Here is a 19121-nt window from a genome sequence, read left to right on the forward strand (position 1 = left end):
ACGCAGAGATGCCGAACCCAGCGCGAAGCGCATCTCACTTCGCTACGTTGCGGCAAGCGGGACCTTGCGGAGAGATGAGAGCCGCTGACGCGGCAGAACCACCTCTCCGCGTCTCTGCGTCTCTGCGCGAACCAATCTTCCTTCTCTTCGCGGCTTCGCGCCTTCGCGTGAACCAATCTTCCGAATGTCGATCCGTCCCAGCTCAGCCCAAGGGGGAAATGTCAGGCATCCCCCTCCAGCCACGGAAACACCGGCAGCCCCTTCGCCGCCAGCCAGTCCGCATTGTACAGCGACGAAAGATAGCGGAACCCGGTGTCGCACAGGATAGTGACAATCCGCTTGCCCGGCCCCAACTGCCGCCCCAGCGCCACCGCGCCGGCGACGTTGATCCCCGAGGACAGCCCCAGGCAGAGCCCCTCCTCGGCCAAGAGGCGGCGGACCCATTCGAGGCCTTCCTCGTCGGAGATGCGGAATTGCGTGTCGATCGGCGCGCCTTCGAGATTGCCGGTGATCCGCCCCTGGCCGATCCCCTCGGCCACCGAATTGCCCTCCGCCTTCAGCTCGCCATGCGCGTAGTAATTGTACAGCGCCGCGCCGTGCGGATCGGCGAGCGCGATGGTGACGCCCTCGTCCTTCTCCTTCAGGCCCAGCCCCACCCCGGCGAGCGTGCCGCCGGTGCCCACCGCGCAGACGAAGCCGTCGATCCGCCCGTCCATCTGCGCCCAGATCTCCTCGGCGGTGCCGTGGATATGCGCGCGGCGGTTGGCGATGTTGTCGAACTGGTTGGCCCACACCGCGCCCTCGGTCTCCTCGGCGATCCGGCGGCTGGTGTGGACGAAATGGCAGGGGGAGGAATAGGGCGCCGCCGGCACCAGCACCAGCTCGGCGCCCAGCGCGCGCAGCGTGTCCATCTTCTCCCGGCTCTGCGTCTCGGGCATGACGATGATCGTCCGGTATCCCTTGGCGTTGGCGACCAGCGCCAGGCCGATGCCGGTATTGCCCGCGGTGCCTTCGACGATCGTCCCGCCGGGCTTGAGCAACCCGCGCTCCTCGGCGTCCTCGACGATGTAGAGCGCGGCGCGGTCCTTCACGCTCGCGCCGGGATTGGCGAACTCGCACTTGCCGAAGATGTCGCATCCCGCCGCTTCGCTCGGCCCCTTCAGGCGAACCAGGGGCGTGTTGCCGATCAATGCGATCGTGTCCTTGAGACTATCCATGCGCGATAGATGGACCGCCCCCGCTCCATCGGCAAGCGACCGAAACTTTGGCGACGAAAACCTGCGCCTGCGCGCCTCGCCGACAACGATAGGGCGATACAGCGGCAGAACGGCCCTGATCGGCAAACTGAACCGTTGCCCCTGCGAAGGCAGGGGCCCATCCGGTCTCTCAACCCGGACTACCGCCCAATGGTTGACGTCCGATGGGCCCCTGCCTTCGCAGGGGCGACGGGCATCGTGATTTGGGATCGGTCGAGCCCTGCTCAATGGAACAGCGGCGTCGCCTCGATCCATTCGCGGCTCTGCGCGCGCAATTGCCGCCGCAGCGCCGCCGCATCGGTCGATCGGCCGAGCAGCGCCCATTCCAGCCGGTGCACCGTCAGCGACATCGCCTCGGCGCGCGCGATATGGTCGTCGCCGGGCGCCATCGCCTTCAGCGCGTCGATCGCCCGGTGCAGCACGCTCGTCGTTCCTGGCGGGATGTTGCCGGCGGGCGCATCCGCGACCGCGTCCGCCACTTCGTAAACATAGGCCAGCCAGGCGTGTTTCGCGCCCACGTCGTTCGCCATCTGCCGGATTGTGCTCATATCGGTCCCCACTGCGCAAGTTATGCAGCCGGGGTCCTAACAAGCGGTTAACCATGATGCGGCGCGGTCAGCCTTGTCCCACCCCCGCCGCGCGCAGGTGCGGCCCCAGCCGGCCGGCGATCGCCAGGAAGAACATGCGGTAATCGCTCACCAGCGACCACCAGGGATGGGTGAAGGTCGCCGGCCGGTTCCGCTCGACGCGAAAATGCGCAAACCATGCAAATCCGTATCCGGCTGCCGGCACCGCCAGCCACCACCACCCGCCGGACCAGATCGCGAGGCCCAGGAACACGAAGGTCAGCGCGGTCCCGACATAATGCAGCCGCCGCGTCGCCATCCGCGAATGCTCGCGCAGATAGAAGGGCCAGAACTCGGCATAGGTCGTGATGCGGTTCGCCATCAGCTTTTCTCCCGCGCCTTCTCGCAACCATCGGCCGCGGTCAGGATCGGCGTTACGATCTCTTCGAACGCCGCAGCCGGGGCCTCGATCGTCGCCGGTCCCGTTGGGGTTGCGATCCTCAGCGTCATTTGCACGGTCACGGCATGCGGTCCGGGCGGCTTGGAGCGGACATCGTCACCGATGCCGTACATGTCGGTGCGCCAATCGATCCGTCCATTCTCCGCCGCGTTCATCGCCGCAACCATTGCCGGGCATTCGCCCGAATCCAGTCGCACGACCGTTGCATGCTCGACCAGCATCGGCAACGGAGACGGCAAGACCGAAAACAGCTTGGCACGGTCGGCCCGCCACCAATCGGTATCAGGCGCGATCCCCTCGGCCTTGAGGTGCGCCGCGAGCCTGCGCGCGTCAAAATTCTCGCGCGTCCAGATCGCAACCGGATTGTCCGGCTTATAATGGCCTGCGGCGTGCGGCACATAGGCGCGGCGCAACCGGTACATGCAGTCCTCGCGCTTCACCGCGCCGGCCTCCATCGGATCGCAATAGAGCCTGATTTCGCCGGTCACGAACGCCCCAAAATCGTTGAATTTGGTGAAGCGTATCAGCGGTAGCCCGAACGGCCGCTTGCCAGCGATCTCGTCGGGCGTGCCGAGCACCTGTTCGATCGCCTCGCCCTTGCGACTTTCGATCCACCAGCGCCACACCTGATAGGGTGTGCGTAGATCGTAGCCGTCGACCGGCGCGTCCAATTCAGATGGAGAAGCCACCGGCGGAGGCAGGCCTTGCATAGCGGTCGCCATCAACGCCGCGCCGCCAAGTCCGCTGGTCCAGCCCATGCGTTGCTCCCACAGAATTCCGGACGAAACTATGCCAGGCACCGCGTGATTACAACGGCTTGGACTTCACCCCATCCGTTCGTCGGCCCAGCGGTCCATCACCGTCTCGAGCACCGACATCGGCATCGCGCCCGCCGATAGCGCGGTGTCGTGGAAGCCGCGAATGTCGAACTTCGCGCCCATCTTCGCCTTCAGCTTCTCGCGGATCGCCAGCCAGCGCGTCTGCCCGACCATATAGCTCGTCGCCTGGCCGGGCCATACGCTGTATCGCTCGATCTCGGTCGCCACGCCGCTGCCTCGCCGGTTGGCCTTTGGGCAAGCGCGCGCATCGGCAGCAAGGCCCCCGCCCCCAGCGCCACGGCGGAGCCCAACAGGTTGCGACGATCGATCATGCCCTTCTCCCGCTATCGGATATCGTGTCGGGCAAGACCATAGAGCGATCGCCAGGGATTTGAGAACCCGTCAGGCCTCGACCGCCTCCAGCGCCTCGCTCGCCTCCAGCCACCTCGCCTCGGCCGCGTCGAGCTTCGCCTGCACCTCGGCGCGGCGCCTCATCAGCTCGGTCATCGTCAGCTTGGCGAGGTCCGCCCGCGCGTCCGCAGGCGCGAACATGGCATGGTCGATCGCCGATCGCTCCGCGCCCAGCCTGGCGATCTCGGCCTCCGCCGCCTTCGCGTCCTTGCGCAGCGCCTGGCCCCGTTCGCGCGCCTCGGCCGCGGCGCGGCGGTCCTCCTTCTTGCTGGCCTTCCTGCCCGCCTTCGCCGCATCCTTGGCGTCGCCCGACAGGACCAGCTGGATATAGTCGTCGAGCGACCCGTCATACTCCCGCGCCGTGCCCTGATCGACCAGCACCAGCCGGTCGGCGGTGGTCTCCAGCATGTGGCGGTCGTGGCTCACCACCACCACCGCGCCCGAATAGGCGTTCAATGCCTGGATCAGCGCCTCGCGCGCATCGACGTCGAGATGGTTGGTCGGCTCGTCGAGGATCAGCATGTGCGGCGCGTCGCGCGTGATCAGCGCCAGCGCCAGCCGCGCCCGCTCGCCGCCCGAGAGCTTGCCCACCCTGGTCGTCGCCTTGTCCCCCGAAAAGCCGAACCGCCCCAGCTGCGCGCGCACCGCGCCCGGCGTCGCACCCTTCATCTGGCGGGTCATATGCTCCAGCGGCGTGTCGCCCGAATCGAGCTCCTCGACCTGGTACTGGGTGAAATAGCCCACGCGCATCTTGCCCGAGGCGGTCATCCCGCCCTCCATCGGCGCCAGCTGCGCCGCCAGCAGCCGGGCGAGCGTCGTCTTGCCGTTGCCGTTGCGGCCGAGCAGCGCGATGCGGTCGTCCGGATCGAGCCGCAGGTTCAACCGGCTGAGAATGGTCGTCTCGCCATACCCCACGCTCGCCATGTCGAGCGTGATCAGCGGCGGCCGCAATTCGCTCGGATCGGGAAAATCGAAGCTCAGCGACGGATCGTCCACCACCGCGGCGATCGGCTGCATCCTGGCGAGCGCCTTCACCCGGCTCTGCGCCTGCTTGGCGGTCGAGGCGCGGGCGGAGTTGCGCGCGACATAGTCCTGCAGCTTGGCCCGCTCGGCCAGCTGCTTCTCGCGCGCCGCCGCCTGCTGCGCCTGACGTTCGGCGCGTTGGCGTTCGAACGCGTCGTAGCCGCCGGGATAGAGCGTCAGCTTGCCGCGATCGAGGTGGAGGATATGGTCCACCACATTGTTCAGGAAATCGCGCTCATGGCTGACGATCAATATCGTCGCGCGATAGGATTTGAGGAAATCCTCCAGCCACAGCACCGCCTCCAGGTCGAGATGGTTGGATGGCTCGTCGAGCAGCAGCACGTCGGGCTGCGAGAACAGCAGGGCGGCGAGTGCCACGCGCATCTTCCACCCGCCCGAAAAGCTGTCGAGCGGCCGCGCCTGCGCCGCCTCGTCGAACCCCAGGCCGACCAGGATGCGCGCCGCCCGCGCCGGCGCCGCATGCGCGTCGATCGCGATCAGCCGCTCGTGGATCTCGCCGATCCGGTCGTGATCGTGGCACGCCTCCGCCTCGGCGAGCAAGGCCGCCCGCTCGACATCGGCGGCGAGCACCGTCTCGAACGGCGTCGCGCTGCCGGCCGGCGCCTCCTGCGCGATATAGCCCAGCCGGGCCCCCCGCGGCATCTCCGCCGCGCCGTTGTCCGGCTCCAGCAACCCGGCGATCACCCGCACCAGCGTGGACTTCCCCGCCCCGTTCCGCCCGATCAGCCCGACCCGGCTGCGCGGCGGCAAGGCGGCAGACGCACCGTCAAGAATGACCCGCCCGCCCAGGCGCACCGTGATATCGTTGATATTGAGCATGACGCCGCGCGGTTAGCAGGGGATGCGGCGCGTGGCGAGGGGACGTGTGCCCCCATCGTTGACTTATTCGTCCGCCTCTTTCTGCCGTGGAAGTGCAAGCATTTCTGCTGCTCCAAGTCCTTCAAGATTGCCAATTAACGACCTTCTCAAAACAGTTCGGCTTTCAACGTCCTCCAATCGGTCGATACTGCTGAGCGTATCAACCAATCCGCTAACGCGTTTGAGACCGATTTCGAGCTGCTTTTCCTCGACGGCTAATTCCTTTAGTTTGGTGTCAGCTTTAACGCGCTTCAGAAGCGCCTCCCGCCCCTCCTTGTAGGGCAAAGCAAGAGAATATTTGGCGATTTCATAAGCCTTTGCGCTTTTCGTTATGATGGTGAGCCAAAGCGACCCAGGGGAGGCCGCAGAAATATATAATCTCTCAATGTCATCTAACAGTTCGACTTCTAGATCAGCATCGGGATTTTCATTGATTGCCTGTTCTAATTCGTGGGCGCGACCTGTATTTATCAAATATGATATTGCGTAGGACTGCCTAAGGGCTCGTATTTGTTCCTCGATGTGCGCCGCTGTAGGAACGCCTTCCTCGCCCACGATACGAATTCGCAGCGGCGATATATCTTCTTCATTCAACGTAGACATTAGTATAACAACAAGTTCACCAGAGTCTATTGCTTGAAATCTGATGTTAATTTCGTCAGATAGACCGATCTCAACAAACTTATCAGACGTCGCGCAACTCCGTATTGTCCCGCCCTGCGCGACCTCAATGAAGTCTTCAAATTCAAGGTCAGTCCGCACCTGATCACGAGGATCGTAGGCCAAAAATACAGTCACGGTTGAACCCTCTCACTATTGCGTTCCTGATCTGCAACAAATGGGCCCGAGAGAGAAGCCCACCGTTGCACCCCACCCCGCCCCCACCCACATCCCGCTCCACACACAGGGGGAACGCGTCATGGCCACCGAACTCTACGATCTCACCGTTCCCGCCTTCCTGCGCGGCTTCTCCACCTGCGCGAAGCTGCTCACCGCGGGCGAGGTCTGGGCGAAGGAGAACGGCATATCCGAGGCCGACCTGCTCGGCACCCGCCTGATCGCCGACATGCACCCCCTCCCCGCGCAGGTGCAGCGGATGAGCGACACCGCCAAGCTGTTCCTCGTCCGCGTCGCCGGCGCCGAGAATGTCGCGATGCCCGACGACGAAGCCAGCTTCGCCGATCTCCACGCGCGCATCGACAGGACCGTTGCCTTCATCAAATCCGTCCCCCGCGCGGACGTGGACGGCAGGGAGGAAGCGCCCGTCTCCCTCCCCCTCCCCACCGGCAGCCTCGATTTCACCGGCCGGAGCTATGCGACAGGCTTCGTCCTCCCCAATTTCTATTTCCACCTCACCACCGCCTACGCCCTGCTGCGCATGCGCGGCGTCCCCATCGGCAAGCGCGACTATCTCGGCGGCTGATTGCGGGCGACGGCGGCCTGTGGTAGAATGTCTCACAGAAAAGGTAGAAACATGCCGGACGCCCGCATCAATATCAAAAATCCCGTAGCGGTGGCGCTCGCTCATCGGCTCGCGGCCTTGGAGGGCAAATCTATCACTGCGACGGTCTGTGATGCATTGGAAGATCGTGCCGCGCGGCTCACGTCCAAGGTCAAAAAGGGGGCAATCGACTGATGGGTGTGCAGTTGAACATCAAGGACGAAGACACGGTCAATCTGGCCCGCCGCCTAGCGCACAAACACGGCAAGTCGGTAACTGCCACCGTGCGTGCGGCGCTGGAAAAGCTCGCTGATGATGATGCGAAGGCGAAGCGAGCCTCGGTCGAGGAAATTCTGGCGATCGGGCGGCGCGCCTCGCGCCATTGGAAACCGGAATACGCCGACATGGAGTTGTCCACGCAGCATGGCGACTTGCTGTATGACGAGGACGGCGGCTTCAAGTGATCGTCGATACATCGGCAATCGTGGCCATATTGCGCGGCGAGAGCGACAGCAGTGCAATGGCCGCTGCCCTTGTTGTTGGTGGTGACAAGGTGTCATTGTCGGCAGGGTCTTGGATCGAACTGGCGGCGGTTATCACGCGCTCCGGACAACATCATCTATGGGCGGATGCCGAAGACCTGATCGAAACCGCGCCGATCTCAATAGCTCCCGTCACTATCGAACAGGCCGAAATCGCCCGCGAAGCCTATCGTCGCTATGGCTTGGGCACCGGCCACCCCGCCAAGCTCAATTTCGGCGATTGCTTCGCCTATGCCCTCGCCAAGGCGACCGGCGAGCCTTTGCTGTTCAAAGGCGCCGATTTCGCCCACACCGACGTCGCCCGCGCCCTTCCCGCATAGGAGCCGTCATGGCCGAACGCTTCGAACGCCACCGCCAGCCCTGGCGCCCCGACGAGCTCCAGAAGCTCCACACGCTGGCGAAGAAGGGCATGGCGCTGAAGGCGATCGCCAAGGCGCTCACCCGCAGCGAGGAATCGGTCAAGGACCGCGCCAAGCTCGACGGCCTCAGCATCGCCAAGCTGCGGTAGATATCCCGTCGCCCCTGCGCAGGCAGGGGCCTCAGGAGGCAGACACAGGGTTCAGACGGGCCACGAACTCAGAGGCCCCTGCCTGCGCAAGGGCGACGGAATCACTCAAACCACCAATCCTGCCGCCACCCGCGCTCCTCCGCCACCGCGCGCCCCGCCGCATCCCTTGCCGGCCGATAGCGGAAGCGCGCCTCGATCAGCCGGCACGTCGTCGCGTCCAGGTCGCTCCGCCCGCTCGAGATCGCCACCGCGCAATCCCGCGCCCGCCCGTCCGTCCCCACGGTGAAGCGCACCGTCACCGATCCCCTCGCGCCCGCGCGCCGCGCGCCGGCGGGATAGTCGCGCGGGGTGATCGCCCCGGCGATCTGCTTCGCTCGCACCGCCCCGCCCCCGCCGCCCGGCCCGTCGCCCGCGCCGCCGCTCCCCGTACCGGTCCCCATCCCGCCGCCGCCCGTGCCCGGCCCCGGCAGCGGCGTCGCGCCCGATATCGGCGCATCGTCGGGGCTGGCGACCGGCGCGGCGATCACCGGCGAAGGCGTCGGGACGACCGGCGGCGGCGCGACGATCGGGCTCGGCCGCGCCTCCAGCGCGGGCGGCGCGGCGGCCCCCTCGGCGCGCGCCGCCGCCTTCTCCGGCGCGGGCCTCGCCTCGGGCGGCGGCGGCGGCTCGGTCACGTCGAACGCCGCCAGCGTCTCCTCCGCCTGCCGCACCGGCTCGAAGCCCAGCCCGGTCAGCAGCGCCCAGCCGATGAGCGCGTGGACCAGCGCGACGCCCAGCGCCGACGCCGCCCGCTCGCGCCTGTCATCCCGGTGGCCCAGCATCATCCCCGCATCATGCCACGAACCCCGGCTTGCCGATATCCTCGCGGCATGACAGGGCGCGGCCATGCCCGCCGCCGACCATTATGACGCGATCATCCTCGGCGCGGGCGGCGCCGGGCTGATGTGCGCGCTCTCCGCCGGCCAGCGCGGACGGCGCGTGCTGGTGATCGACCATGCCGATGCGCCGGGCAAGAAGATCCTCATCTCGGGCGGCGGGCGCTGCAACTTCACCAACATCCACACCGCGCCCGATCGCTATCTCTCGGCCAACCCGCACTTCGCCAAGTCCGCGCTCGGCCGCTACGCGCCGCAGGACTTCATCGATCTGGTCGAAAAGCACCGCATCGCCTGGCACGAAAAGACGCTGGGCCAGCTTTTCTGCGACGGATCGGCCAAACAGATCGTCCGGATGCTGCTCGACGAATGCGAAGGCGGCGGGGTCGAAATCCGCCTCTCCGCGCCAATTACCGATGTCACCCACGCCGATGGCGTCTTCACCATCGCCCACGGCGGCCGCACCGCCACCGCCCCCGCCTTGGTCATCGCCACCGGCGGCCCCTCGATCCCCAAGCTCGGCGCGACCGGCTTCGCCTATGATCTCGCGCGCAGGTTCGGCCTCAAGGTGGTCGAGCCCCGCCCCGCGCTCGTCCCGCTCACCCTGGGCGGAGAGGAAGCGCTGTTCCGCACCCTCTCCGGCGTCGCCACCGAAGTCGTCGCCAGCGCGGGCAAGGCCGCTTTCCGCGAAGCGGCGCTGTTCACCCATCGCGGCCTCAGCGGCCCCGCGATCCTGCAGATCTCGTCCTATTGGAAGAATGGCGAGAGCATCGCGATAGACTTCCTCCCCGATGCGCCCGCCGGCTGGCTCGCCGCCGCCAAGCGCGCCCGCCCGCGCGCGCATCTCCGCGCCGCGCTTGCCGAGCGCCTGCCCGATCGCCTCGCCGAAACGCTCGCCGACCGCCTCGCCCTGCCCGGCGAGCTCGCCAACCAGCGCGACGCCGCGCTCGCCGAGGTCGAGCGCCGCCTCGCCACCTGGCGCTTCACCCCCAATGGCAGCGAGGGCTTCGCCAAGGCGGAGGTGACGGTGGGCGGCATCGCCACCGCCGGGCTCTCCTCGCAAACCATGGCCGCGCGCCACCTGCCCGGCCTCCATGCGATCGGCGAGGCGGTCGACGTCACCGGCTGGCTCGGCGGCTACAACTTCCAATGGGCCTGGGCGAGCGGCTGGGCGGCGGGCCAGGCGATCTGATCAGTCCGATCGAGATTCGCCTTTTGGATGGGGTCACCGCTCCCACCTCCGTCACCCCGGACTTGTTCCGGGGTCCATCGGGCGGCGAGGTCAAAGCTGGAGATTCAAGCACTGCGCCTGCGGCTTGATGGACCCCGGAACAGGTCCGGGGTGACGGGAAGAGAGGTTGTCATTGTGTCGAGATCGCAAGTTGGTTCAACCCAGCCGATCGTCCTACGACCAGTCCCGAAATGATCCACTCGCCGCAAGTATCGTTGCGATTCGGGAACAATAGGGACGTATCTTCTGTTGAAAGCACACAGGAGGAGAAACGTCATGTTCGCGTATCCCTGCAATGTTGCCGCCGGTCTGTCCGGCTACCGGATCATGTTTCACTTGGATGAACGCAATGTCTGCCCCGGTTGTGGCAAGTCCAACTGGATCGTCGGGCGGATGACCGCCGAATGCGCCTTCTGCGCGACGGCGCTCCCGCTCGAAGGCGGCAGCGCCTTCGGCACCGGCCTGTTCACCACCCGCGGCACCCCCGATCTCGCGAGCGAGCTGCCCCACTGACGATGAAGTCGCTCCTAGGGCGCGGACCTCAGCCGCTCGAGGATCCATTCGACGGTATAGGCCTCGATCTTGCCTGCGATGCGCGTGCCCATCCGGTCGAACGCATGGGGGGATTCGGGCGCCACCAGCAGCTCCGCATTGCCGTTGGCGGCGCGCCAGCGCGCTTCCATGCGCTGATTGTCCTCCAGCAGCATGTCCTTCTCCCCCACGACGAACAGCGCCGGCGGCAGCCCGCCCAGATCGGCGTAAACCGGGGAGATCGCCGGATCGCGCCGCTCCTCCCCGGTCATGCCGGGGGTCAGCTTGCACAAGGTCGACCGCACCGTCGGCCCGTGCAGCAGCAGCGTCTCCTTATCCGCCTGACGGACCATGTCGGTGCCGTGGAAATCATAGAGGCCGTAATAAAGCAGGAGGCCCGCGATGCTGCCGGCCGCATCGTGCCGGTCGCGCAGCCGCAGCATCGCCGCCGCCGCCAGATGCGATCCCGCCGACGAACCGACCATGGCGATCCTGGCGCAGCCGAACATCCGCCCGGCGTTGGCGATCGTCCAGATCGCCGCGGCCTCGCAATCGTCGACCACCGCGCTGATCGGCTGCGACAGCGCCAGCCGGTAGTCGATGCTGACCACCGCCACGCCGATCCTCGCCGCCAGCTCGGCGTTCTTGCTGTCGTTCATCCGGGCGTTGCCGATCGTCCAGCCGCCGCCATGGACGTCGAGCACGACCCGCTGCACCGCCCGGCGGGCCGAAATATGCGCAGCTCGATCTCGCGGTCGAGCGCGGTGACCATTCGCGATGCGCTTCTTATGCCCCGCTCGGCGGGCCACAGCAGCGGATAAAGCTCGGCGACGCGCAGCAGGCCGTTCAGCACCAGCCGTCCCACCACCGTCTGCATCCGCAGCCGGGGCAGCCGATCGAGCCTGGCGTTGAGCCGGCGCGCCTCCGCCAGGTCCGCAGCGGTGAAATCGGGACGTATCGTCTCACAACGCCGCCGCGCCCATAGCGTTCAGCCACGTCCATGAGCGACATGACGGGGATGTCCTACATCACAAGTTCCTGTTATGTTCCCGTCGGCTCATTTCGACCGAGTCGCCGGAACCCATATTTCCATGCCGCACATGCGCGAAGATCGAGAAGTTTTGCTGCCCCCGCGCCCGCTGCGCTGGCTGTTCCTCGATCTCAACAGCTATTTCGCCAGCGTGGAGCAACAGCTCCAGCCCGAACTGCGCGGCAAGCCGGTGCTGGTCGCGCCGGTCGGCAGCGACACCACCGTCGCCATCGCGGCGAGCTACGAGGCGAAGCGCTACGGCATCTTCACCGGAACCCCGGTGTGGGAGGCGAAGCAGAGATGCCGCGACATCATCGTCACGCCCGCGCGCCACAAGCTCTATGTCGAATATCACGATCGCATCATCGAAGAGGTGTGGCGCCACGTCCCCGTCACCCGCGTCTGCTCGATCGACGAGGTCGCCTGCCGCCTGCTCGACAACGAGAATGACGAGGCTTCCGCCCGCGCCCTCGCCATGCGCATCAAGGCGGGCATCGCCGCCAATATCGGCGAATGCCTCACCTCCTCGATCGGCATCGCGCCCAACCGCCTCTTGGCCAAGCTCGCATCGGACATGATGAAGCCCGACGGCCTCGTCGTCCTCACGCAGGACCAGCTCCCCCACCGCCTGTTCGACTTGAAGCTGCGCGACATCGCCGGGATCGGCGCGAAGATGGAGGCGCGGCTGGCGCGCGACGGCGTCAACGACATCGCCGATCTGATCGCCCGCCGCCCGCGCGACGCCGGCCATGCCTGGGGCGGCACCGACGGCGACCGGCTCTGGTATCTGCTTCACGGCGTCGAGCTGCCCGAAAAGCCGACGCAGAGCCGCACCATCGGCCACAGCCATGTCCTCTCGCCCGGCAAGCGCGGGCTCGAGCCGGTCCGCCTCACCGCCCGCCGCCTCGCCCTGAAGGCCGCCAGCCGGCTACGCCGCAAGGGCTATCGCAGCCGGCTGCTGGTGCTCCACGGCAAGTTCGAGGACGACAAGGCGAACTGGCGCACGTCGGTGCGGCTGCCCGCCACGCAGGACAGCTTCGTCATCCTGTCGGCGCTCGACACCATCTTCCCCCGCCTCGCCGCCGCCGGACGCGAGCGCCATGGCGGGTTGCGGCTGCGCATGGTCGGCGTCACGCTCGCGGAGATCGAGATGGTGGAGGGCGATCAGGCGTCCTTGTTCGCCTGGCTCGATCCCGACGATCCGCTCGCCCGCGAAACGCGCACGCTGGCGCTCAGCCGCGCGATGGACCGATTGAACCAGCGCTTCGGCCGCAACGCCGTCTCGGTCGGCCCGCTCACCGGCAACCGGCTCGATCGGGTCGGCGCGAAGATCGCCTTCGGCCGCATACCGGAGCTGAGCGAATTCCATGAATGATACGCAGGATGCGGTGACATCATCTCATACCCACTTGACGAATCTTGCTGCAATCGCGAAAGCGCGGGGCGATATGACCCGTATCCTCCTTCTCCCCGCCGCAGCCCTGCTCTCGCTGGCCGGCTGCAATTCCGAACCCGAAACCATCGTCCAGGGCCCGGTCGATCCGATGGCGGACGAGCTGGCCAACGCCGCGCCCGTCACGCTTCCCCCGGCGGTGTCGGCGAGCGTCTCGTTCCGCTGCAAGGACAACAGCCTCGCCTTCGTCGATTTCTTCGACGGCAGCTTCGTCAACTACAAGGCGGAGCGCCGCGGGCCGCCCGTCCGCCTCGAGAAGAACGCGGAGGGCGAAGGCTTCACCGGCAACGGCTACACCGTCACCGGCACGCCCGAGGAGATCACCCTCAAGACCCCCGAAGGCGAGACCAAGGACTGCCACGCCTGATCGCAACCTTCCGACACCAACAAGGGCCGGCGGAGCAATTCGCCGGCCCTTTTGCTTGGCCGCGCGCCACGCCCTCGCTAAGGGCACGCGCATGACCCAGATCACCCCCCAGATCGTCGCCGAGCACGGCTTGTCCGAAGACGAATATGCCCGCGTCCTGGCGGCGCTCGGCCGCGAGCCCAATCTGGTCGAGCTCGGCATCTTCTCGGTCATGTGGTCGGAGCATTGCAGCTACAAGTCGAGCCGCATCCACCTCAAGAAGCTGCCAACCACCGGCCCCCAGGTGATCTGCGGCCCCGGCGAGAATGCCGGCGTGGTCGATATCGGCGACGGTCAGGCCGCCATCTTCAAGATGGAGAGCCATAACCACCCGAGCTATATCGAGCCTTATCAGGGCGCGGCGACCGGGGTCGGCGGCATCCTGCGCGACGTCTTCACCATGGGCGCGCGGCCGATCGCCAACATGAACGCGCTGCGCTTCGGCCGGCCCGATCACCCCAGGATGCGCCACCTGATCGCCGGCGTGGTCCACGGCATCGGCGGCTATGGCAATTGCGTCGGCGTGCCGACGGTCGGCGGAGAGGTCAATTTCCACCCCGCCTATGACGGGAACATCCTGGTCAACGCGATGACCGTCGGCGTCGCCGACACCGACAGGATCTTCTATTCGGCCGCCTCGGGCGTCGGCAATCCGATCGTCTATGTCGGCTCCAAGACCGGCCGCGACGGCATCCACGGGGCGACCATGGCGAGCGCGGACTTCGGCGAGGATGCTGAGGAAAAGCGCCCCACCGTCCAGGTCGGCGATCCCTTCACCGAGAAGCTCCTCATCGAGGCGTGCCTTGAGCTGATGGCGTCGGACGCGATCGTCGCGATCCAGGACATGGGCGCGGCCGGCCTCACCTCCTCCTCGGTCGAGATGGCGTCGAAGGGCGGCGTCGGCATCGAGCTGATCATGGACGACGTGCCCCAGCGCGAATCCGGCATGACCCCCTATGAGATGATGCTCTCCGAATCGCAGGAGCGCATGCTGATGGTCTTGAAGCCCGGCCGCGAGGCCGAGGCCGAGGCGATCTTCCGCAAATGGGAGCTCGATTTCGCCGTCATCGGCCGCGTCACCGAAGCGGGTCCGGATGGGGGCCGCATGGTGCTCAAATGGCAAGGCGACACCGTCTGCGACATCCCGCTCGGCCCGCTCGCCGACGATGCCCCGCTTTACGATCGCCCGCACGTTCCGACGCCGCCCGCCAAGGCGCTGGTCGATATTCCCGAATGCGCCGATCTCCGCGCCGATCTGCTCGCGCTGATGGCCTCGCCCGACATCGCCTCGCGCCGCTGGATCTGGGAGCAATATGACCATATGGTCGGCGCGGACACGGTACAGCGCCCCGGCGGCGACGCTGCGGTGGTCCGTGTCCACGGCACCGGCAAGGCGCTGGCGATCACCACCGATTGCACGCCGCGCTATTGCTTCGCCGATCCGGTCGAAGGCGGCAAGCAGGCGGTGGCGGAGGCATGGCGCAACCTGACCGCCGTCGGCGCGACCCCGCTCGCCATCACCAATTGCCTCAACTTCGCCAACCCGCAGCGTCCGGAGATCATGGGCCAGATCGTCGGCTGCCTCGAAGGCATGGGCGACGCCTGCCGCGCACTCGACTTCCCGATCGTGTCGGGCAACGTCTCGCTCTACAATGAATCGAAGGCGACGGGCGGCGGCTCCGCCATCCTCCCAACTCCCGCGATCGGCGGCGTCGGCCTGCTCGCCGACTGGAGCAAATCGGCGACGATCGGCTTCAAGGGCACCGGCGACGTCATCATCCTGTTGGGCGCGCGCCGCGGCGATCTCGGCCAGTCGCTCTGGCTGCGCGAGCTCCATGGCCGCGAGGAGGGTCCCCCGCCCCGCGTCGATCTCGCCGCCGAAAAATTGGTCGGCGATTATGTCCGCGCCGCCATCGCCAGCGGGCAGGTCACCGCCTGCCACGACGTGTCGGACGGCGGCATCGCGGTCGCGCTCGCCGAGATGGCGCTCGCCGGCGGCCACGGCGCGCTCATCAACGCGCCGCATCCGCTCGGCGTGGCCGCCTCCTATTTCGCAGAGGATCAGGGCCTCTATATCGTCACCGTGCAGGACGCCGCGCTGCTCGATTTCCTGCTCCACGCCACCGACGCCGGCATCGAGGCCGAGCCGCTCGGCCGAACCATCGCCAGCCGCTTGATCTTCGAGCTCAACCAGGGCGACTTCGCCATCCCCCTCGACGACCTCCGCAAGGCGCATGAGGGCTTCTTCCCGCAGCTCATGGGAGAGGATGCGGCGCTGGCCTGACGCATTGTGGGGCGCATCAGCTGGTGTTATCCTTGATGCATGCGCACGACGGTCACCCTTGACGACGAGCTGGTCGCCAACTTGCGCGAAGGCCTTGGCATCCAGGAAACGAGCGCCTTGGTGCGCCGAGCGCTTGTCGAGATGCGCCAGCGACTTGCCGCCGAGCGGCTGATCGCGCTCGGCGGTTCGGACCCGGACGCAAAGGCCGCCCCGCGGCGTCGACCTCCGCGCTTCGTCAATCCCGATTGATGGCGAGGCGCATCATCGCGGATAGCGCGATCTGGATCGACCATCTCGGCAAGGGCGATGCAGAGCTTGCGGCGCAGCTCAAGCGCCGCCGGATCCTCCTGCACCCGATGATTATCGGCGAAGTGGCGCTGGGCTCGATCGCCCGACGCCGGATCGTGCTGGAAGAACTCCAGGCGCTGCCGCAGGCGGCCCCCGCATCGCACGCCGAGGTCATGGCGATGATCGAGTGGCTAGGCCTCTTCGATTGCGGGATCGGCTATGTCGATGCGCACCTGCTAACCGCCCCCCGCGCCGCCGGACCGGACAATCCGGTCAGTCTCTGGACCCGCGACAAGCGGCTCCGCGCGCAGGCCGAACGGCTGGGAGTCGCCGCCGATCTCGATTGAGGAAGGGAACCGGATGAAGACCGCCCGCACGATTCTCCTCGCCACCCTCGTCGCCGGCACGCTCGATATCCTCGCAGCGATCATCCAAGGACTGACCAACGGCGCCGCGCCCGCCGCCGTGCTGCGCTCGGTCGCGGCGGGGCCGCTCGGCGACGGAGCCCTTGCCGGCGGCGCGGGCATGGCGGCGGCCGGTCTCCTCATCCATTTCGCAATCATGGCGGTGATCGTCGCGGTGTTCGTCCTCGCCGCGGAGCGCATTCCCGCGCTCGTCCGCCGCCCGCTCTTTTGGGGCCCGCTCTACGGGCTGGCGGTCTGGGCGGTGATGTACCTCATCGTCCTGCCGCTGCGCTGGCCGGGCAGCTTCCCGCTGACCGATCCCGCCCGCATCGCCTGGGCGATCGCCTTCCACACCCTGCTCGTCGGCCTGCCGATCGCGCTGATCGCCGCTGGCGGCCGCCGGAAAAGCGCGTTAGCCTCCTGAAGTCCGTCCTGACTAGGCTGAGTTCTTTCTTTCGTCGCCCCTGCGCAGGCAGGGGCCTATCCGCGGCTCCACAAGCGCTGACACCCAAAGGAGCGGCGGGATAGACCCCCTCCGCAGGGGCGATGGAGCGAATTGGGTCAGCCAAAGCAGGACAGACTCGAAAGCACAAGCTCGGGGGGCATTGATGGCGACTGCGGCAACCGAACGCTTCGCGACGCTGGACGCCACGCGCGGCGCCGCGGTGATGGGCATCCTCCTCATCAACATCATCAGCTTCTCCATGCCCGAACAGGCCTATGTCAGTCCGCGCGTCTGGGGCGGGCTGGACCTGCCGGACATCGTCGTCTGGACGATCAACCAGCTGTTCTTCGAGGGCCGGATGCGCGGACTGTTCGCGCTCTTGTTCGGCGCGAGCGCCATGCTGGTGATGGCGCGCGCCGAGGCGAAATCGGAAGGCGCGGCCCGCGTTCACCTCAGCCGCATGGCCGCGCTCGCGCTGTTCGGGCTCGCTCATTGCTATCTGGTGTGGGAAGGCGACGTGCTGTTCCATTACGCCGTCCTCGGCTGCCTGCTGCTCCTGGTGCGGGGCTGGAGCGTCAAGGCGCTGGTGCGCGCCGCCATCGTCCTGCTCGCGCTCCATACGCTCTATTGGGGCGTCCAGTTCGCCGGCGCGCTCTATTTCCAGTCGATCGCCACCGCCCCCGACGCGACCGCCGAGATGGTCCGGCAATATCAGGCGATGATGCGGGGCTTCCCCGGTCCCGACAGCCCGACCATCGCGCGCGATCTCGCCGGCTATCGCGGCGACTACGCGACCGTGCTCGACTATCGCCTCGAACATCGCGCGACGATCCCGGTCCAGCTGCTCTTCATCCTCGGCGGGGAGACGCTCGGCTACATGCTGCTCGGCATGGCGCTGATGAAGAGCGGGCTGTTCACCGGCGGCTGGGACCGGGCGCGCGTGCGAAGGTTCATGATCGTCTGCTACGCCGTCTCGCTCCCTGCGATGGCGGCGATCACGCTCTGGCAGATCGCCTCGGGCTTCGATCCCATCGTGCTGATGGGGGTGTTTCTCGGCTGGTCGATTCCCTTCCGCGTGGTGATGACGCTGGCCCACGCCGCGCTGATCGTGCTCCTCGTCACGCGCTTCAGCGAAAGCGCGATCGTCGCGCGCATCGCCGCCGCCGGGCGCATGGCCTTCACCAACTATCTGATGACGTCGATCGTGATGACGACGATCTTCTACGGCTACGGCCTCGGCCTGTTCGGCCATGTCGGCCGCGCCGAGGTCTATCTGTTCGTCTTCGCCATGTGGGCGCTGATGCTCGCCTGGTCGAAGCCGTGGCTCGACCGATTCGTCTATGGTCCGTTCGAATGGGCCTGGCGCAGCCTCGCCCGTCTGCGCCCTCAGCCGATGCGCCGCACGAATCATCTTGCGAGTTAGTCGCAATATCCCTAGATGATCGCGTGAGGACTGGGAGTGCCGCGTGGTCGTTTGTATCTGCAACGCAATAAGAGAACGCGATGTGCGGGCCGCGGCGCGCTCGGGCGCGATCAGCGCGTGCCAGGCCTATCGCGCGCTCGGCCACCAGCCCAAATGCGGCCAATGCGTCCCGTTCGCGCGATCCATTATCGATTCCGAACGCGCGACTGCGTAACGCTCGCAACACCAAAAACCGCAGATTTCCGCCATTTTTCGGCTGTCCTTCGGCCGTCGGCGGGGTATGATCGCCGCCTGATTTACGGAGGCGAGCATGAAGGGCGACGCGAAGGTCATCGAGTTCCTCAACGAGGCGCTCAAGAACGAGCTGACCGCGATCAACCAATATTGGCTGCACTATCGCCTGCTCGATCACTGGGGCGTCAAGAAGCTCGCCGAATTCGAGCGCCACGAATCGATCGACGAGATGAAGCATGCGGACTGGCTGTCGGAGCGCATCCTGTTCCTCGACGGCCTGCCCAATTTTCAGCTGCTCGGCCGCCTGCGCATCGGCGAGACGGTGGAGGAGGTGCTGAAGGCCGATCTCGCGCTCGAGATGGAGGCGCTGCCGCTGCTGCGCGACGCCATCGAGCACAGCGAGAAGGTCCGCGACTATGTCAGCCGCGACCTCTTCCGCCGCATCCTCGACAGCGAGGAGGAGCATGTCGACACGCTCGAGACCCAGTTCGAGATGATCGAGCGAATGGGCATCCAGAACTACATCCAGCTCAATTCGAAGGCGGAGGAGGGCAGCGAGTAGCGGATTGCGCGGCGCGGGGGTCTGCCGTATATACGGTAGATACGAGGGCCG

General features: G+C 66.7%; 26 protein-coding genes. 16 read left to right on the top strand and 10 right to left on the bottom strand.

The features are described from left to right. Positions 1-221 precede the first annotated feature (221 nt). The 7 genes from D1610_RS06065 to D1610_RS16815 all read right to left on the bottom strand — a co-directional run bounded on the left by D1610_RS06065 (position 222) and on the right by D1610_RS16815 (position 6211). Entirely contained in the window at positions 222-1217 is a 996-nt protein-coding gene (locus D1610_RS06065; protein ID WP_118863249.1) for a cysteine synthase A, read from the bottom strand. Between the two features lie 263 nt (positions 1218-1480). Next, a complete protein-coding gene (locus tag D1610_RS06070; protein ID WP_147414270.1) occupies positions 1481-1804 on the bottom strand; it encodes a hypothetical protein in 324 nt (107 codons plus the stop codon). A gap of 67 nt (positions 1805-1871) precedes the next feature. Continuing rightward, on the bottom strand, positions 1872-2204 hold the full coding sequence (locus tag D1610_RS06075; RefSeq protein ID WP_118863251.1) for an Mpo1-like protein: 333 nt from the start codon (positions 2202-2204) through the stop codon (positions 1872-1874). After that, positions 2204-2971: a hypothetical protein gene (locus tag D1610_RS06080; protein WP_222926941.1), complete on the bottom strand. Its 768-nt coding sequence runs from the start codon at positions 2969-2971 to the stop codon at positions 2204-2206. The genes D1610_RS06075 and D1610_RS06080 overlap by 1 nt, the downstream gene beginning before the upstream one ends. Before the next feature lie 135 nt (positions 2972-3106). Further along, positions 3107-3328 (bottom strand): DUF885 family protein, encoded by a 222-nt coding sequence (locus D1610_RS17345; RefSeq protein ID WP_245942007.1) that lies wholly within the window; start codon positions 3326-3328, stop codon positions 3107-3109. Between the two features lie 174 nt (positions 3329-3502). After that, positions 3503-5374, bottom strand: a complete 1872-nt coding sequence (locus D1610_RS06090; RefSeq protein WP_118863254.1) for an ABC-F family ATP-binding cassette domain-containing protein — start codon at positions 5372-5374, stop codon at positions 3503-3505. A gap of 63 nt (positions 5375-5437) precedes the next feature. Further along, positions 5438-6211, bottom strand: a complete 774-nt coding sequence (locus D1610_RS16815; protein ID WP_147414272.1) for a hypothetical protein — start codon at positions 6209-6211, stop codon at positions 5438-5440. A 121-nt stretch (positions 6212-6332) separates the two neighbouring features. On the opposite strand from D1610_RS16815, the gene D1610_RS06095 reads away from it, so the two are divergent. Genes D1610_RS06095 through D1610_RS06115 form a run of 5 tightly spaced genes read left to right on the top strand, consistent with a single transcriptional unit; the run spans position 6333 to position 7904 of the window. Next, entirely contained in the window at positions 6333-6836 is a 504-nt protein-coding gene (locus D1610_RS06095; protein ID WP_118863255.1) for a DUF1993 domain-containing protein, read from the top strand. Positions 6837-6887: 51 nt separating this feature from the next. Then, positions 6888-7049 carry a type II toxin-antitoxin system VapB family antitoxin gene (locus tag D1610_RS06100; protein WP_182466720.1) on the top strand — a complete coding sequence of 54 codons (162 nt, stop codon included), beginning with the start codon at positions 6888-6890 and terminating at the stop codon, positions 7047-7049. Further along, complete coding sequence (locus D1610_RS06105; RefSeq protein WP_118863257.1) at positions 7049-7318, top strand: type II toxin-antitoxin system VapB family antitoxin; 270 nt, start codon at positions 7049-7051, stop codon at positions 7316-7318. The genes D1610_RS06100 and D1610_RS06105 overlap by 1 nt, the downstream gene beginning before the upstream one ends. After that, positions 7315-7716, top strand: a complete 402-nt coding sequence (locus D1610_RS06110; RefSeq protein ID WP_118863258.1) for a type II toxin-antitoxin system VapC family toxin — start codon at positions 7315-7317, stop codon at positions 7714-7716. Before D1610_RS06105 ends, D1610_RS06110 begins: the two co-directional genes overlap by 4 nt. 8 nt (positions 7717-7724) lie before the next feature. Then, positions 7725-7904 carry a hypothetical protein gene (locus D1610_RS06115; protein ID WP_118863259.1) on the top strand — a complete coding sequence of 60 codons (180 nt, stop codon included), beginning with the start codon at positions 7725-7727 and terminating at the stop codon, positions 7902-7904. A 101-nt stretch (positions 7905-8005) separates the two neighbouring features. Here D1610_RS06115 and D1610_RS06120 read toward each other — a convergent pair whose 3' ends face one another. Continuing rightward, on the bottom strand, positions 8006-8725 hold the full coding sequence (locus tag D1610_RS06120) for a TonB family protein (protein ID WP_118863730.1): 720 nt from the start codon (positions 8723-8725) through the stop codon (positions 8006-8008). A 64-nt stretch (positions 8726-8789) separates the two neighbouring features. Here D1610_RS06120 and D1610_RS06125 point away from each other — a divergent pair, with 64 nt between their 5' ends. Continuing rightward, positions 8790-9971 (top strand): BaiN/RdsA family NAD(P)/FAD-dependent oxidoreductase, encoded by a 1182-nt coding sequence (locus tag D1610_RS06125; protein WP_118863260.1) that lies wholly within the window; start codon positions 8790-8792, stop codon positions 9969-9971. A 315-nt stretch (positions 9972-10286) separates the two neighbouring features. Beyond that, positions 10287-10523, top strand: a complete 237-nt coding sequence (locus tag D1610_RS06130; RefSeq protein ID WP_118863261.1) for a hypothetical protein — start codon at positions 10287-10289, stop codon at positions 10521-10523. 14 nt (positions 10524-10537) lie between these two features. Here D1610_RS06130 and D1610_RS06135 read toward each other — a convergent pair whose 3' ends face one another. Both D1610_RS06135 and D1610_RS17015 read right to left on the bottom strand, forming a co-directional pair. Then, positions 10538-11245, bottom strand: coding sequence for an alpha/beta hydrolase (locus tag D1610_RS06135; RefSeq protein ID WP_118863262.1), 708 nt, complete (start codon positions 11243-11245; stop codon positions 10538-10540). Further along, complete coding sequence (locus D1610_RS17015) at positions 11197-11418, bottom strand: hypothetical protein (protein ID WP_118863263.1); 222 nt, start codon at positions 11416-11418, stop codon at positions 11197-11199. The genes D1610_RS06135 and D1610_RS17015 overlap by 49 nt, the downstream gene beginning before the upstream one ends. A 223-nt stretch (positions 11419-11641) precedes the next feature. Here D1610_RS17015 and D1610_RS06145 point away from each other — a divergent pair, with 223 nt between their 5' ends. The 9 genes from D1610_RS06145 (at position 11642) to bfr (ending at position 19070) form a co-directional block, all read left to right on the top strand. Beyond that, entirely contained in the window at positions 11642-12946 is a 1305-nt protein-coding gene (locus D1610_RS06145; RefSeq protein ID WP_245942008.1) for a Y-family DNA polymerase, read from the top strand. A 73-nt stretch (positions 12947-13019) separates the two neighbouring features. Next, the gene (locus tag D1610_RS06150; protein ID WP_118863265.1) at positions 13020-13391 is read left to right on the top strand and encodes a hypothetical protein; all 372 of its coding nucleotides are present in this window, start codon (positions 13020-13022) and stop codon (positions 13389-13391) included. A 91-nt stretch (positions 13392-13482) separates the two neighbouring features. Beyond that, entirely contained in the window at positions 13483-15714 is a 2232-nt protein-coding gene (gene purL, locus D1610_RS06155; protein ID WP_118863266.1) for a phosphoribosylformylglycinamidine synthase subunit PurL, read from the top strand. A 39-nt stretch (positions 15715-15753) separates the two neighbouring features. After that, positions 15754-15963 (top strand): type II toxin-antitoxin system VapB family antitoxin, encoded by a 210-nt coding sequence (locus D1610_RS06160; RefSeq protein WP_118863267.1) that lies wholly within the window; start codon positions 15754-15756, stop codon positions 15961-15963. Then, entirely contained in the window at positions 15963-16349 is a 387-nt protein-coding gene (locus D1610_RS06165) for a VapC toxin family PIN domain ribonuclease (protein ID WP_118863268.1), read from the top strand. Before D1610_RS06160 ends, D1610_RS06165 begins: the two co-directional genes overlap by 1 nt. A 13-nt stretch (positions 16350-16362) precedes the next feature. Beyond that, positions 16363-16830 (top strand): hypothetical protein, encoded by a 468-nt coding sequence (locus D1610_RS06170; RefSeq protein WP_118863269.1) that lies wholly within the window; start codon positions 16363-16365, stop codon positions 16828-16830. A gap of 184 nt (positions 16831-17014) precedes the next feature. Next, positions 17015-18274: a DUF418 domain-containing protein gene (locus tag D1610_RS06175; protein WP_118863270.1), complete on the top strand. Its 1260-nt coding sequence runs from the start codon at positions 17015-17017 to the stop codon at positions 18272-18274. A 43-nt stretch (positions 18275-18317) separates the two neighbouring features. Next, entirely contained in the window at positions 18318-18488 is a 171-nt protein-coding gene (locus tag D1610_RS06180) for a (2Fe-2S)-binding protein (protein ID WP_118863271.1), read from the top strand. Between the two features lie 96 nt (positions 18489-18584). After that, positions 18585-19070, top strand: a complete 486-nt coding sequence (bfr, locus tag D1610_RS06185) for a bacterioferritin (RefSeq protein ID WP_118863272.1) — start codon at positions 18585-18587, stop codon at positions 19068-19070. Positions 19071-19121: the final 51 nt, after the last annotated feature.

It is taken from the genome of Sphingomonas gilva (genome assembly GCF_003515075.1).
Taxonomy (GTDB): domain Bacteria; phylum Pseudomonadota; class Alphaproteobacteria; order Sphingomonadales; family Sphingomonadaceae; genus Sphingomonas; species Sphingomonas gilva.

Bases quoted from the DNA above. Each gene is read 5' to 3' on its own strand.
- D1610_RS06065 (WP_118863249.1), bottom strand. From the start codon at position 1,217: ATGGATAGTCTCAAGGACACGATCGCATTGATCGGCAACACGCCCCTG.
- D1610_RS06070 (WP_147414270.1), bottom strand. From the start codon at position 1,804: ATGAGCACAATCCGGCAGATGGCGAACGACGTGGGCGCGAAACACGCC.
- D1610_RS06075 (WP_118863251.1), bottom strand. From the start codon at position 2,204: ATGGCGAACCGCATCACGACCTATGCCGAGTTCTGGCCCTTCTATCTG.
- D1610_RS06090 (WP_118863254.1), bottom strand. From the start codon at position 5,374: ATGCTCAATATCAACGATATCACGGTGCGCCTGGGCGGGCGGGTCATT.
- D1610_RS06095 (WP_118863255.1), top strand. From the start codon at position 6,333: ATGGCCACCGAACTCTACGATCTCACCGTTCCCGCCTTCCTGCGCGGC.
- D1610_RS06100 (WP_182466720.1), top strand. From the start codon at position 6,888: ATGCCGGACGCCCGCATCAATATCAAAAATCCCGTAGCGGTGGCGCTC.
- D1610_RS06105 (WP_118863257.1), top strand. From the start codon at position 7,049: ATGGGTGTGCAGTTGAACATCAAGGACGAAGACACGGTCAATCTGGCC.
- D1610_RS06115 (WP_118863259.1), top strand. From the start codon at position 7,725: ATGGCCGAACGCTTCGAACGCCACCGCCAGCCCTGGCGCCCCGACGAG.
- D1610_RS06120 (WP_118863730.1), bottom strand. From the start codon at position 8,725: ATGCTGGGCCACCGGGATGACAGGCGCGAGCGGGCGGCGTCGGCGCTG.
- D1610_RS06125 (WP_118863260.1), top strand. From the start codon at position 8,790: ATGCCCGCCGCCGACCATTATGACGCGATCATCCTCGGCGCGGGCGGC.
- D1610_RS06130 (WP_118863261.1), top strand. From the start codon at position 10,287: ATGTTCGCGTATCCCTGCAATGTTGCCGCCGGTCTGTCCGGCTACCGG.
- D1610_RS17015 (WP_118863263.1), bottom strand. From the start codon at position 11,418: ATGCAGACGGTGGTGGGACGGCTGGTGCTGAACGGCCTGCTGCGCGTC.
- D1610_RS06145 (WP_245942008.1), top strand. From the start codon at position 11,642: ATGCGCGAAGATCGAGAAGTTTTGCTGCCCCCGCGCCCGCTGCGCTGG.
- D1610_RS06150 (WP_118863265.1), top strand. From the start codon at position 13,020: ATGACCCGTATCCTCCTTCTCCCCGCCGCAGCCCTGCTCTCGCTGGCC.
- purL (WP_118863266.1), top strand. From the start codon at position 13,483: ATGACCCAGATCACCCCCCAGATCGTCGCCGAGCACGGCTTGTCCGAA.
- D1610_RS06160 (WP_118863267.1), top strand. From the start codon at position 15,754: ATGCGCACGACGGTCACCCTTGACGACGAGCTGGTCGCCAACTTGCGC.
- D1610_RS06165 (WP_118863268.1), top strand. From the start codon at position 15,963: ATGGCGAGGCGCATCATCGCGGATAGCGCGATCTGGATCGACCATCTC.
- D1610_RS06170 (WP_118863269.1), top strand. From the start codon at position 16,363: ATGAAGACCGCCCGCACGATTCTCCTCGCCACCCTCGTCGCCGGCACG.
- D1610_RS06175 (WP_118863270.1), top strand. From the start codon at position 17,015: ATGGCGACTGCGGCAACCGAACGCTTCGCGACGCTGGACGCCACGCGC.
- bfr (WP_118863272.1), top strand. From the start codon at position 18,585: ATGAAGGGCGACGCGAAGGTCATCGAGTTCCTCAACGAGGCGCTCAAG.